The following is a 12,960-nucleotide window of genomic DNA, read 5'->3' on the forward strand; positions in this document are numbered from 1 at the left end:
GGGCCGGCCGCGCCGGTTCACCTCAGAGCCAGCGGCGGCGGCACCGTGCGCTGCGGTCGAGCAGCTCGGCGATGTGTCCGCCGAGTTCGTCGGCGTGCCGCAGCATGGGGGTGAACGCGAGGCGGGCGTCGTGCTGACCGCCGGCGCGCTCGATCCGCAGCACGAGGCCGTGCCGGTCCAGGCGGACCGGCGTGACCCGACGGACGCCACGCAGGTCACGCCGGTCGACCAGCCGGCAGAGCTGCCGGACGGTGTGCGGGTGCTGGCCGTCGAGGTGGCACAGCAGCTCCGCCTCGTCGGCGGCGAGCGGGTCGGGTTCGGCGGCGGCGAACTCGTCCGGGTCGACGGCGGTGCTGGCCCCGGCGGTGCTCACCTCGGCGGCGGCGAGGTCGAGCACCACGGTCAGGTCCCCGGCGCCGTCCCGGTCGGCGCCTACGGCGACCGGGGTGAGCCAGCCGGTGAGGCTGCCCCGCCCCCGGACCCGGTCGCGGACCGGGGTCGGTGCCACGTCGGTGACCTCGATCGTCGCCACCGCCTCGCCCTGCCGGGCGAGGGCGCCGGCCAGCTGGCTGCGGGCCGGCAGGTCGAGCCGCAGCCGGCCGTCGCCGCCCACGGCGTGCCGGCCGACGACGTCCGCGCGGTGCTCCGCGGTGCGGAGGGTCAGGGACGAGGCTCCGACCAGCATCGATCGCAGCCGCTGCGCCGCCGTGTCGGGACAGCTGCGCGGTACGGGGTGGTTGCTCAACCCGGACACCTCCCATTAGGTTAGCCTTACCTTAGTTGAGAGGTGAAGAGTGAACCAGTCCCGCCCCAAGGTCAAGCGATCCCGCGCCCTCGGCATCCCCCTGACACCGAAGTGCGTGCGCTACTTCGAGCGCCGCCCGTTCCCGCCGGGGCAACACGGCCGCGCCCGCAAGAGCACCAGCGACTACAAGATCCGCCTGCTGGAGAAGCAGCGGCTCAAGGCGCAGTACGACGTGAGCGAGGCACAACTGCGGCGCGCCTTCGACCGCGCCGTACGCCAGGAGGGCAAGACCGGCGAGGCGCTCGTCGCCGACCTGGAGACGAGGCTGGACGCGCTGGTCCTGCGGGCCGGCCTCGCGCGGACCATCTACCAGGCGCGGCAGGTCGTCACCCACCGCCACGTCACCGTCAACGGGCGCCGGCTCGACCGCCCCTCGGCACGGCTGCGGCCGGGCGACGTCATCGCCATCGCCGAGGGCAGCCGCACGAAGGCGCCGTTCCTCGTCGCGGCGGCCGGGGCACACGCCCCGGAGCGCACGGCACCGTACCTGGCGGTCGACCTGGCCAACCTGACCGCACGGCTGGTCGAGCTGCCGAAGCGGTCGGAGGTGCCGATCGTCTGCCAGGAGCAGCTCGTCGTGGAGCACTACTCGCGCTGACCGGCGCGCACGCCGGGCGGGCGTTGACCGGCGTCCCTACCGTCGGGGCATGACGGGGACATGGATCACCATCACCGTAACGGGATTCGCCCTGCTCGGGGTGACCCTCGTGACCGCCGCCCGCCGGCGGCGGTCGGCCCGGCTGACGCCCCTGGAACGCGCCCGGCTCGCCGCCCGGGAGATGCGCCGGGACAATCGCACCCGCCGGGGTCGCGGGCGGCGCGGGTCCGGCGACCACTTCGGCCGGACCAAGGTCCGCAAGTACGGCGACGAACACCACGGAGGCGACACCGGTGGCGGCGACCTCGGTGGCGGCGACTCCGGCGGCGGCTCGTCCTGACGACGGGCCCTGACGATTCGCGACGAACCGCCCCGGGGCAGCCACGCGCTGCCCCGGGGCGGCACCGCCGGCTCAGAAGTCGTCGTCGAAGGCGACAGTGCCGGTGACCCCGACCTGGTACGCCGACACCCGCCGCTCGAAGAAGTTGGACAGCTCCTGCACGTCCTGCAACTCCATGAACGCGAAGGGGTTCGCCGAGCCGTAGTGGGCGGGGATGCCGAGCTGGGCGAGCCGCCGGTCGGCGACGTGCTGGAGGTACTCGCGCATGTCGGTCAGGGACAACCCGGGCACACCCTGGCCGAGCAGGTCCTCGGCGAACTGGACCTCGCACTCGACGGCCTCGGTGAGCATCTGGCGTACCTGACCGGCGAGGTCGTCGTCGAACAGCTCCGGTTCCTCCCGGCGGACGGTGTCGACCACGTCGAAGGCGAAGGCCATGTGCATCGACTCGTCGCGGAACACCCAGTTCGTGCCGGACGCCAGGCCGTGCAGCAGGCCCCGGGAGCGCAGGAAGTAGACGTAGGCGAAGGCGCCGTAGAAGAACAGGCCCTCGATGCAGGCGGCGAAGCAGATCAGGTTGAGCAGGAACGCCCGCCGGTCCGCCCGGCTACGCAGCTCGCGCAACTCCTGGAGGGAGTCGATCCAGCGGAAGCAGAACTCGGCCTTGCGCCGGATCGACGGGATGTTCTCGATCGCGGCGAAGGCGGCGAACCGTTCGGTCTCGTCGGGCACGTACGTGTCGAGCAGGTTCAGGTAGAACTGGACGTGCACGGCCTCCTCGAACAACTGCCGGGACAGGTACAGCCGGCCCTCCGGGGAGTTGACGTGCTGGTAGAGGTTGAGCACGAGGTTGTTGGCCACGATGGTGTCGCCGGTGGCGAAGAACGCCACGAGCCGGCTCACCAGGTGCCGCTCCGCCGGGGAGAGCCGGTCGAGGTCGGCCAGGTCGGCGTGCAGGTCGACCTCCTCCACCGTCCAGGTGTTGCGGATGGCGTCACGGAACCGGTCGAAGAAGTGCGGGTAACGCATCGGTCGGAGAGTCAGGTCCATCCCCGGGTCGAGCAGCATGTGGGTGGTCCTCGGGTCGGTGGTCGTCGGATCGGTGGTCACTGGCAGGCCTCGCACGACTCGGGGTTCTCCAGCGAGCAGGCCAGCGCCTCGTCGACGGTCACCAGCGGCGTGACGACGCCGACGGCGCGGTCCGGGCCGGTGGGCGCGACGGTGGCCTGCTGGATCCGGGTGGCCGGCCGCGAGCGCAGGTAGTAGGTGCTCTTCAGCCCGGCCTTCCAGGCGTAGAGGTACATCGAGGACAGCTTGCCGATCGTCGGCGCGGCGAGGAACAGGTTCAGCGACTGGGACTGGTCGACGAAGGGAGCGCGGGCGGCGGCCAGGTCGATCAGGGCCCGCTGCGGCAGCTCCCAGGCGGTGCGGAACAGCGTACGGACCTCGGCCGGCAGCTCCGCGACGTCCTGCACGGACCCCTCGGCGCGCTTGATCGCCGACCGGACCCGCTCGGTCCACAGGCCACGGGCCTTCAGCTCGCGTACGAGCGCGGTGTTGACCTGGAGGAACTCGCCGGACAGCGTCTCGCGCTTGAACAGGTTGGACACCTGCGGCTCGATGCACTCGTAGCAGCCGGCGATCGAGGCGATGGTGGCGGTGGGCGCGATCGCCACCAGCAGCGAGTTGCGCAACCCGTGCGCGGCGACCCGCTCCCGCAGGGCCGTCCACCGCGCGGTCTGGGTGCCCGGTACGCCCCACAGGTCGGGTTGCAGCCGCCCGCGCGCCGCCCGGGTCTGCCCGTACGCCGGATGGGCGCCGAGGCGCTCCGCCAGGTCGGCGGAGGTCTCCAGGGCGGTCAGGTACAGCTCCTCGCTGATCCGGGTGGACAGCTCCCGCGCCGCCGGCGAGTCGAACGGCAGCCGCAGCGCGAAGAACACGTCCTGCAGGCCCATCAGCCCGAGGCCGACCGGCCGCCAGCGGGGGTTGCTCGCCGCGGCCTGCGGCGTCGGGTAGTAGTTGATGTCGATGACCCGGTCGAGGAACGTCACCGCCGTGCGGACCGTGGCGCGCAGCCGCGCCCAGTCGAGCCCGTCGGCGGTGAGGTGGGCGGCGAGGTTGACCGAGCCGAGGTTGCACACGGCGGTCTCGGTGTCGCTGGACACCTCGATGATCTCGGTGCACAGGTTGGACAGGTGCACCACGTTGCCCGGCTCGGCGGTCTGGTTGCACAACCGGTTCGCGGCGTCCTTGAACGTCATCCACCCGTTGCCGGTCTGGGCCAGGGTGCGCATCATCCGCCCGTACAGCTCCCGCGCCGGGACCTGCCGCACGTACCGGCCCTGTTCCTCGGCCGCCCGGTACGCCGCGTCGAACTCCTCCCCCCACAGGTCCGGCAGCTCCGGCACCACGTCCGGGTCGAACAGCGACCACACCCCGTCGGCCTCCACCCGCCGCATGAACTCGTCCGGGATCCAGTTGGCCAGGTTGAGGTTGTGGGTGCGCCGGGCGTCCTCGCCGGTGTTGTCCCGCAGTTGGAGGAACTCCTCGACGTCCGGGTGCCACGGCTCCAGGTAGACGCAGGCCGCACCCTTGCGCCGGCCGCCCTGGTTGACCGCCGCCACCGAGGCGTCCAGCGTCCGCAGCCACGGCACGATCCCGTTGGACTGCCCGTTGGTGCCCCTGATCAGCGCGCCCCGGGAGCGCACCCGGGAGAACCCGATGCCGATGCCGCCGGCGAACTTCGACAGGTTCGCCACCTGCGCGTACCGCTGGTAGATCGAGTCGAGTTCGTCACGTGGCGAGTCGACGAGGTAGCAGGACGACATCTGGGTGTGCCGGGTGCCGGAGTTGAACAACGTCGGTGAACTCGGCAGGTACGCCAGGCTCGACATCAGCCGGTAGAACTCGATCGCCTCGTCCGGGGCCTGGGACAGGCCGCAGGCGACCCGCAGCAGCCAGTACTGCGGCGTCTCCACCACCAGCCGGCTGGTCGGGTGCCGCAGCAGGTACCGGTCGTACACCGTCCGCAGGCCGAAGTACTCGAACCGCAGGTCGCCGCGCGGGTCCACGGCGTCGTCGAGGGCGGCGGCGTGGGCGGCGACGAACGCCGCGGTGCCGTCACCGACCAGGCCCTCGGCGTGGCCCCGACGGATCGCCTCGCTGAAGGAGCCGATGCCCTGCCGGCGGACCTCCTTGTCGACGTAGCCGGCCAGCAGGCGGGCGGCCAGCCGCGAGTACTGCGGTTCCTCACCGATCATCTCGGCCGCGGTCTGGATGGACAGCCGGTCCAGCTCGGCGGTCGTCGCCCCGTCGTACAGGCCGCTGATCGTCCGGGTCGCCACCCGCAGCGGATCGACGTCGGCGAGGTCGTCGGCCCACCGCCCGACGGCGCGCACGATCCGGTTGACGTCGACCGGCTCGGTGCCGCCATCACGCTTGCGGACGTGCATCTGCGTCCGCCGCTGGCCCGGCAGGGCCGCGTCGTCGGCCCCCGCACCGGCGGTCGGAACAACTTCGGTGACTGTCACCACTCACTCCTCGCGAGCCTTGATCCCAGACGGATTTCCTGGGCGCGCGGGGAGCGGACACCGACGACCGACGCGCCTTGGGCGCGCGGTCGGGATGGCGTCGGCCGTCCCACGCGGCCTCGGACCGCCGTGCGCCCGGCGCGGGCGTACGGCGCGCTGGCAGGTCTTCGGACTCGCGGGCAGGACCGGAGGGCGTCCGGTCTCCTACTGGCCGTCGCTTCCCAGGCCACTCCCGGCCCAGTGCTGATGACGGCGGTCGTTCCCACTCACCGCTGCGGGGCAGTCCCGGACTTCCACCGGGTTCCCTCTTGCCTCGACCGCTCGGGCTGAGCGGCCGAACCAGCTGCGCTCGACACCATATATAGGGACAGCACCGTTGTCACACCCCACATGTCGCCCCCGGGCGTGTCGTCGGCTACTCCGATGACGGCCGTCGATCGCCCCCGGCCGAACCGGCGCGGACGGTTGCTCGGCGCCCCCGATCGCGCCGGCGAATCCCACCGAGGCGAGGTGGGCGGCGGCCGGCGAGAGCCCTTTCATAGACGTCCTACAGTGTCCCGTGTGCGACGGAGAGTGAGAGACGGGGGCGGTGAGGTGGGTTCTGATGCAGTCCCGCCCGGCGGGATCCCGTCGGCGGCCGGTGGGGCCAGGGTTCGTGATGTGGTCCGCGACGTGGTGACCGCAATCGCCCCGGAGGAGCTTCCGCTCGTGGGCGGGCTGTCCAGTCTCGACGACGCCGAGGTCGCGCGGCGGCTGGTCCGCCGGAGCCGGACGCGGGAGCCCCTGGGTTTCGGGCTCGGCGAGATCGTGGCGCTGGCGACGCCCGTGGTGTGGCTGGTGGTCGACGAGACGGCCAGGCGGGTGGCGGGCGCCGGGGTGGACGGCGCGGCCCGTCGGCTGAGCCCCCTGCTGCGCAGAATCCTGCGTCGGAAGGCGGCGCCCGTGACCGTGCCGCCGCTGACCCGTGCGCAACTCGGTGAGGTGCGGCACCGGGTGCTGGAGGCGGCTGCCCAACAGGGCTTCGACGAGGCACGCGCCACGGCGATCGCCGACGCGGTGGTGGCCAGGCTGGCGCTGGTCGGCGACGGCGGCGCGACGGAGGAACCCGCCCCGTGACCGGGGTGCCCGCCGCGCCGTCAACCGCCGCCCAGCGACACCACCAGTTCCTGGGGGCGGTGGTCGGACACCCCGCGCCCGTCGCCGAAGCGGTAGGAGTGCACCCGCACCTCCGGCGAGACGAGCGCCCAGTCGAGCCGCCACCAGCGCGGCCAGCCGGGGCTGTCCGCCCAGCTCGCCGGGTACAGCGACGGCATCGCGTAGCTCGCGTCGCGCAGCCCGTCGGGCAGCTTGCGCAGGTCGCCCATCGCCGGGCTGGTGTTCAGGTCCCCGGCGAGCAGCACCGGGTGCGGGTTGGCCCGCACGTCCCGGGCCAACGCCCGCCACTGCGGTTCCCGCTGGGCGCGCTGCTCCCGCAGCACCCGGTAGAAGTCGCCGTCGAGCAGGCCGTGCTCGGGTGACAACTGCACGGGCAGGTGCAGGTTGTACATCGACAGCACCCGGCCGCCGCCGACGTCCAGGTCGGTACGCAGGGTCTTGTAGCGCCACTGGTCGCCGGCCGCGGCGACCGCCGGTGGCAGGTCGACCGCCTCCAGCGGCACCTGCCGCAGCACGGGCAGCCGGGAGACGGTGACCAGCTCGCCGGCGACCACCACGTGGAAGCCGGGGAACTCGGCGCGCAGCCGGTCGAGCGTGGCGGCCGTCGGCCCGGCCGTCCTCTCGTACCAGTACTCCTGCAACAGGTAGACGTCGGCGTCGGCGTCCCGCAACCGCCGGTACAGCGCCTCGGTCTCGCCGCCCTCGTCCCAGTAGCCGGTGTTCCAGGCGAACACGCGCAGGGCCTCGGCCGGGGCGACGCCGTCCCCGCCCTGCCACCGGCGGACGTTGATCCCGCTCTGCGTCGCGCCGAGCAGCAGCGCGGCGGCGGCGAGCAGCGCCACCGCGCCGCGCCGCCGCCGGCTCACCGCCGCGCCGGCACCCAGCGCCAGGGGCACGAGGAGGAAGGCCAGCGGCGGCACGGCGTCCACCGCGAGCCAGAGCCACCAGCGCCCGCTGACCGCCAGGTGCACGGCGGTGAACACGAGCCAGAGCGCCGAGGCGCCGAGCAGGACCGCCGCCGGCCAACGCCGTGGCGACGCGGGGACGCGTGCCGCCGGCGGAGTGCCGGCGTCGGTCACCGGCGCGGCGGTCGTCACGCCGATTCCCACCGCGCGGTGCCGTCGACCGGGAACGAGGCGTCGTAGAGCTGCCGGAAGGTCCGGGACAGCAGCCACTGCGCCGCGCCGGTCGCCACCCCCGCCGTGATCGTGACGTTGACCAGGAAGTGCAACGCGGCGAAGCCGAGCAGGAACGGCAACCCGTGGCGGCGCAGGACGAATCGGTACATCCCGGCGTCACACGCCAGGGAGGCCGCGAGCAGCCCGACCGGCAGCACCGCCCCCCACGGCCCCAGCAGCAGTGGTACGGCCGACGCGGGCAGGGCGGCGAACGCGGCGAGGCTGCCCCAGGCGCGCGAGGCGGTCTCGAATCCCTTGCTGAAGCGCCGCGCCCGGGCGTACAGCGGAATGCGCAGCCGCCCCCGGTGGAACAGCTTGCGCAGCAGCCCGGACAACTCGTGGTCGTGGTCGTGCCGCCCGTGCACCCGCGAGGTGAGCAGCATCCGGTGCCGGCGGGTCAGCCGGTAGCCGTAGTCGACCTCCTCGGTCTGCCGCAGGGCCGGGTTGAACGGCCCGACCTCGTCGTACACGGTCCGCCGGATGACGCACATGGCGGGGAAGAGGAACGACACGTCGCCCTCCGAGCTGATCGACCAGTAGTGGTACTGCAGGCCACGATATCGGGAGACCACGGTGTCGTGGAGCAACGGCTCGGCGTCCTGGATCCCGCAGACCGCCCCGATCGTGGGGTCCTCGACGAGGATCCGTACCGCGGTGGCCACCGCGTCCGGCGCCAGCGCCAGGTCGGAGTCGACGTAGCAGATCAGGTCGCCCTGGGTGTACGCGGCGCCGATGTTGCGGGCGGTGCCACAGCCGCCGTTCGCCCCGGTGCTGACGACGGGGACGCCGAGGGCGCTGGCCACCGCCACGGACTGGTCCGTGCTGCAGTCGTCGACCATCAGCAGCTCGACGTTCGGGTAGGTCTGGTCGAGGATGGAGCGCAGGCACAGGTCCAGCGACTCGGCGTAGTTGTAGTTCGGCACGATCACCGAAACCAGCGGGTGCTCGTTCATCGGGTGGCGACCTCCGGGCGGTCGTAGAGCCGCCGGAACCGGCCCGAGGTCAGCCACGCGACCACGCCAGAGGCCGCGGCGGCGGCGATGACCAGATTCAGGAAGAAGTGCATCGCGACGAAGTAGACCAGAAACAGCGGCCCGCGTTCGGCCCGGACGAACCGGTACATCGGCAGGTCCCCGGCGACGAAGGCGACGAACGCGGCCAGCGGCACCGCCAGGAGGGCCGGGCCGAGCAGCAGGGGCAGGGCGAGGGTGAGCAGGGTCAGCGGGGCGGCGATGCTGACCCAGGCCCGGGGGCCGCTGCGGAGCCCGCCGGGGAACTCCGGCTTGCGGGCGTACATCGGGATGTGCAGCGCCGTGCGGGTGAACACCTTGCGCACCAGCACCCCCAGCTCGTGGTCGTGGTCGTGCACGCCGCGCACCCGTGGGGAGAGCAGGATCTGGTAGCGCTGCGCGAGCCGCATGCCGTAGTCGGCGTTCTCAGTCTCCCGCAGTCGGGGGTTGAACGGCCCGATCTCGGCGAACACCCGCGCCGGGACGGCCAGCAGCGCGGTGTAGAGCGTCATGATCCGGCCCTCGTCGGCGATCAGCCAGTAGGACTGCTGCAGGCAGCGGTACTCCTCCAGCAGGCTGTCCCGGATCAGCGGCACCGGGTCGTAGTTGCCGCAGACCGCCCCGATCGTCGGGTCGGCGGTCAGCAGCTCGACCGCGTTCGCCACCGCGTCCGGCTTGGCCGCCACGTCGGAGTCGATGAAGAACAGGATCTCCCCCGTCGCGGTCGCCGCGCCGAGGTTGCGGGCCGCGGCCGGCCCGCCGTTGCGGGGCGTACGCACCACCCGCGCCCCGTGCGCCTCGGCGACCGCGACCGAGTCGTCGGTGCTGCAGTCGTCCACCACGATGATCTCCAGGTGGGGGTACGTCTGCCGCCGCATCGAGTCGAGGCACAGGTGCAGCGCACGGGCGTAGTTGTAGTTCGGCACGATGACCGACACCAGGGGATGGTTCATCTGTCCGTCCAGGTCAGCAGGTGTGGATAGCGGGCGGTTATCTGTGCCAGGGCCAGCGTGGCGCCGGCCAGTACGGCGCAGCCGACGATCATCCGGTCGCGCAGCAGGATCCGGATCGGGTCGCCGCCGGTGCGCAGCACCAGGACCGCCTGGAGGTAGCGGAAGGCGGCGAGCAGCCCCAGCGGCACGACGATCGCGAGCGCGACGGGTGGATAGGCGTCGACCGGCGCGTCGACGTGCAGGTAGAGCAGGAAGGCGGTGCCGGCCAGCGAGGCGGTGAGGCCGAGCAGGTGGTCGGCGAGCAGCAGGTTGTACCCGGCCAGTGCCGGCCGGTGCGGCGCGCCGAGGGCGGCCAGCTCGTGCCGGCGCTTGCCGAGGACGAGCACCAGGCAGCCGCTGAACACCGCGGTCAGCAGCAGGCTGGACGCCTCCGCGCCGGTCGCGGCGTAGCCCTGCAGGACCCGCAGCACGAAGCCGGCGGAGACCACGCAGACGTCCAGCAGCGGCACGTGCTTGAGCCACCTGCTGTACGCGGTGCTCAGCGCCAGGTAGGCGACCAGCGGCCACCAGGGGATCGACGGCCCGCTGAGGGTCAGCGCGGTCAGCAGCGCCGCGAGGACGACCGCGTACCCGACGGCCACCGGCACCGATACGTGCCCGGCGGCGATCGGCCGGCGCCGTTTGTCCGGGTGCGCCCGGTCCAGGCGATGGTCGGCGATGTCGTTGACGACGTAGATCACCGACGACGCGAGCGTGAACGCGGCCACCGCCCAGACGCACCGCCACAGGGCGGTCGCCGTCCACACCGGTGTGTCGGTCAACGCCAGCGGGACGGCGAGCAGGTTCTTGACGGCGTGGCCCGGCCGGGCGAGCGCCACGAGGTGTCGCAGGAGCGTGGGCAGGCGCGCGACGCGTCCGGCGGCGACCGGGGCGACCGGCTCCACCACGCTTTCGACGGCGGTCATCGGGGCCCCTGTCAGAAGAAGATCTTCGCGGCGGCCAGGGCGCCCTGCCGCCAGGGATCACGGCTGGTCCGTCCCTCCCGCGCCGGCCGGTCGCGGTGCCGCTCGGCCCGCCACCACTCGAAGGTGCGCAGGATGGCGTCCTGGTTGGACAGTTTCGGCTGGAAGCCGAGGCGGTGACGAGCCTTGTCGATGCTCACGTACGAGTCGGCCATCAGCTTGTGCAGCAGCCGCCCGTAGACGGGCGAGAGCCGGCTGCGCTCCAGCAGGCTGAGCGCGGCGAGCGCGGGCCGGGCGGGCAGGGAGACCACCCGCCGCCCGTGCCCGGCGGCGTCCAGGACCGCCTGGAAGTCCTCGCGTATGGTGCCGAAACGCTCGGCCGCGAGGTTGTACGTGTCGTTGGCGACCTCGTCGGGGGCGTGCAGGACGGTGACCACCGCGTCGACCAGGTCGTCGACGGCGAACATCTGGATCCGGACGTCGCCGCGACCGAGCACCGGGAAGTTGCGGCCCTCCTCGGCCCACTCGAAGAGCATCGAGAACAGCCCCATCCGGCCGGGGCCGACGAAGGTCTTGGGGCGCAGCACCGCCACCGGCAGCCCACCGGCGCGGTACCCGTCGGCGATCTCCTCGGCGGCGGCCTTGGCCGCGCTGTAGGTGTCGACCGGCGCACGCGGGTGGTCCTCCGGGGTGGGCACCCGCTTAGGCAGCCCGTAGACGGCGGTCGACGAGATGTGGACGACCCGCGCCACGCCGGCCCGCTGCGCGGCGGCGAACACCTCGCGCGTGCCGTCGACGGTGACGGACCGGATCTGGTCGGCGGGATAGCTGGGCAGCGCCGCCGCGCAGTGGATCACGACGGTGGCGTCGGCGAACGCGCGGGCCAGGAGCCGGGCATCGCGGACGTCCCCGACGTCGGTGACTCCCGCCTCCGGCCGCAGGTCGACGCCGCGCACCCGGTGGCCGTCGGCGGCGAGGCGGTCGACCAGCCGGGAGCCGAGCATGCCGGCGGCGCCGGTGATCGCGATCACCACAGCGAGCCCACCTTCTGCGCGACGAACCGGGTCACCAGGCGGTTCAGCCCCTGGCCGAGCACCTCGCCGAGGGCGTCGACGGCGCGTTGCGCGTCGGCCGGGTCAGTGACCAGCGACGGGCCGATGACCAGCGGATTCAGGCCGTTGAGCGTGTAGTAGGTGAAGATGTCGTGGTCGCGGTAGAGCGCGTTGACCACGGCGCAGGTCACCAGTTTCGCCTTGAACCGGGGGTCCCGGGCCACGCCGCCCGGAGCGAGCCGGGCGACCAGGTCGAGGATCTTCGGTCCGCCGTCGATCTGCACGCCCCACAGCGCCCCGGCGCCCGCCACCCGGCCGACCGCCTCCGGATACTCCTTGGCCAGCCGGTTCAGGGCCGGTTCCAGGACGCGTTCCAGCTCGCGGGCCCGCGCCGGGTAGTCGTCCTCCACCGCCACGTTGATCGCCTCGATGGCGGTGACGCACTCCTCCCCCATGCCGTAGTAGGTCGTGCTGGTGCTCTGCAACAGCGCGTCGGTGAGGTTGTCGTACGCCTTACGGAAGACCGGTTCGCGGGCGACGAAGGCCGAAATGGACGACTTGCCGCCACCGAAGGACTTGCTCGTGGTGAGCACGTCCGGCACCAGGTCCGGGTAGCGCATGAAGTAGAAGAGGCTGCCCGTCTTGCCCCACCCGGTGTAGATCTCATCGAAGATCAGCACGATGTCGTGCCGGTCGCACAGTTCCCGTACGCCGCGAAGGAAACCTTCATCGCACCACTGAATGGTGGAGGCGCTGAACGGTTCCACGATCAGGGCATAGACGTCCCTGGGGTGCGCCTCGATAGCCGCCCGGACGGAATCCAGGTCGCCGTAAGTAAATGGGACGATGCCCGGAATTGTCGGAAAATCGAAGTGGGGCTGACCGGTCAACCCGCCGGAGCCGAGCAGCTTTCCGTGGAAACCGCAGTCCGCGCGCAGGATTGTCCTCCGCCGGCCACCATGGTATTTGAAGGCGAGCTTCACCGCCCCCTCCACCGCCTCCGCACCGGAGTTGGGGAGGAACGACATGGAAAGGTCACCGGGCAGCAGCTGCGCCAGATTGTGGCCGAGCGCCGCAAGGTAGGGCGAAAAGTATGTCTTGTGGACTTCCATCCGCCGCCTCTCGGCGAACCGTTGCCGGGCCGCTACGATGCGTGGATGGTTGTGGCCGTGGTTGAGCACCCCGACCCCGCCGGTGAGGTCGAGGACGCGCCGGCCGTCGCGTAATGTCAGGTAGGCGCCCTCGGCGTGCTCGACCAATTCTCGGCCGAACCCGAACGAGGTCATCAGATTGACCTGGCTTGCGTTCACGTACCGCCGATAGAGGTCGTGCACCTCGCGAACGGTGAGCCGCTCGCATTCCTCGACGCTGACCAGA

At 72.2% G+C, this 12,960-nt stretch carries 12 protein-coding genes and 1 riboswitch; of the genes, 3 read left to right on the forward strand and 9 right to left on the reverse strand.

Features of this window, described 5'->3' with window-relative positions; genetic code table 11:
* Positions 1–22: 22 nt before the first annotated feature.
* Positions 23–685: a DUF2470 domain-containing protein gene (locus ABZ809_RS18245; protein ID WP_357563759.1), complete on the reverse strand. Its 663-nt coding sequence runs from the start codon at positions 683–685 to the stop codon at positions 23–25.
* Positions 686–794: 109 nt separating this feature from the next.
* Here ABZ809_RS18245 and rpsD point away from each other — a divergent pair, with 109 nt between their 5' ends.
* Together rpsD and ABZ809_RS18255 are read left to right on the forward strand one after the other, a co-directional pair.
* Complete coding sequence (gene rpsD, locus ABZ809_RS18250) at positions 795–1,403, forward strand: 30S ribosomal protein S4 (protein ID WP_357563680.1); 609 nt, start codon at positions 795–797, stop codon at positions 1,401–1,403.
* A 49-nt stretch (positions 1,404–1,452) separates the two neighbouring features.
* On the forward strand, positions 1,453–1,743 hold the full coding sequence (locus ABZ809_RS18255; RefSeq protein ID WP_357563681.1) for a hypothetical protein: 291 nt from the start codon (positions 1,453–1,455) through the stop codon (positions 1,741–1,743).
* Between the two features lie 72 nt (positions 1,744–1,815).
* On the opposite strand, the gene ABZ809_RS18260 is transcribed toward ABZ809_RS18255, so the two are convergent.
* Complete coding sequence (locus tag ABZ809_RS18260) at positions 1,816–2,811, reverse strand: ribonucleotide-diphosphate reductase subunit beta (protein WP_357563760.1); 996 nt, start codon at positions 2,809–2,811, stop codon at positions 1,816–1,818.
* Between the two features lie 38 nt (positions 2,812–2,849).
* The gene (locus ABZ809_RS18265) at positions 2,850–5,195 is read right to left on the reverse strand and encodes a ribonucleoside-diphosphate reductase subunit alpha (protein ID WP_357563761.1); all 2,346 of its coding nucleotides are present in this window, start codon (positions 5,193–5,195) and stop codon (positions 2,850–2,852) included.
* Between the two features lie 218 nt (positions 5,196–5,413).
* Positions 5,414–5,632, reverse strand: a riboswitch (cobalamin riboswitch).
* A 313-nt stretch (positions 5,633–5,945) separates the two neighbouring features.
* On the opposite strand from ABZ809_RS18265, the gene ABZ809_RS18270 reads away from it, so the two are divergent.
* Positions 5,946–6,389, forward strand: a complete 444-nt coding sequence (locus ABZ809_RS18270; protein ID WP_357563682.1) for a hypothetical protein — start codon at positions 5,946–5,948, stop codon at positions 6,387–6,389.
* Positions 6,390–6,409: 20 nt separating this feature from the next.
* Here the strand turns inward: ABZ809_RS18270 and ABZ809_RS18275 are convergent, their stop codons facing one another.
* Genes ABZ809_RS18275 through ABZ809_RS18300 form a run of 6 tightly spaced genes read right to left on the reverse strand, consistent with a single transcriptional unit; the run spans position 6,410 to position 12,869 of the window.
* Positions 6,410–7,525, reverse strand: coding sequence for an endonuclease/exonuclease/phosphatase family protein (locus ABZ809_RS18275; RefSeq protein WP_357563683.1), 1,116 nt, complete (start codon positions 7,523–7,525; stop codon positions 6,410–6,412).
* Positions 7,522–8,559, reverse strand: a complete 1,038-nt coding sequence (locus ABZ809_RS18280; RefSeq protein WP_357563684.1) for a glycosyltransferase — start codon at positions 8,557–8,559, stop codon at positions 7,522–7,524. The genes ABZ809_RS18275 and ABZ809_RS18280 overlap by 4 nt, the downstream gene beginning before the upstream one ends.
* Positions 8,556–9,569, reverse strand: a complete 1,014-nt coding sequence (locus tag ABZ809_RS18285) for a glycosyltransferase family 2 protein (protein WP_357563685.1) — start codon at positions 9,567–9,569, stop codon at positions 8,556–8,558. Before ABZ809_RS18285 ends, ABZ809_RS18280 begins: the two co-directional genes overlap by 4 nt.
* On the reverse strand, positions 9,566–10,534 hold the full coding sequence (locus tag ABZ809_RS18290; protein ID WP_357563686.1) for a UbiA prenyltransferase family protein: 969 nt from the start codon (positions 10,532–10,534) through the stop codon (positions 9,566–9,568). Before ABZ809_RS18290 ends, ABZ809_RS18285 begins: the two co-directional genes overlap by 4 nt.
* An 11-nt stretch (positions 10,535–10,545) precedes the next feature.
* Entirely contained in the window at positions 10,546–11,565 is a 1,020-nt protein-coding gene (locus ABZ809_RS18295) for an NAD-dependent epimerase/dehydratase family protein (RefSeq protein ID WP_357563687.1), read from the reverse strand.
* A complete protein-coding gene (locus tag ABZ809_RS18300) occupies positions 11,559–12,869 on the reverse strand; it encodes an aspartate aminotransferase family protein (RefSeq protein WP_357563762.1) in 1,311 nt (436 codons plus the stop codon). The genes ABZ809_RS18295 and ABZ809_RS18300 overlap by 7 nt, the downstream gene beginning before the upstream one ends.
* Positions 12,870–12,960: the final 91 nt, after the last annotated feature.

This window comes from Micromonospora sp. NPDC047074 (assembly GCF_040643815.1).
In the GTDB taxonomy this organism is placed as follows: Bacteria; Actinomycetota; Actinomycetes; order Mycobacteriales; family Micromonosporaceae; genus Micromonospora.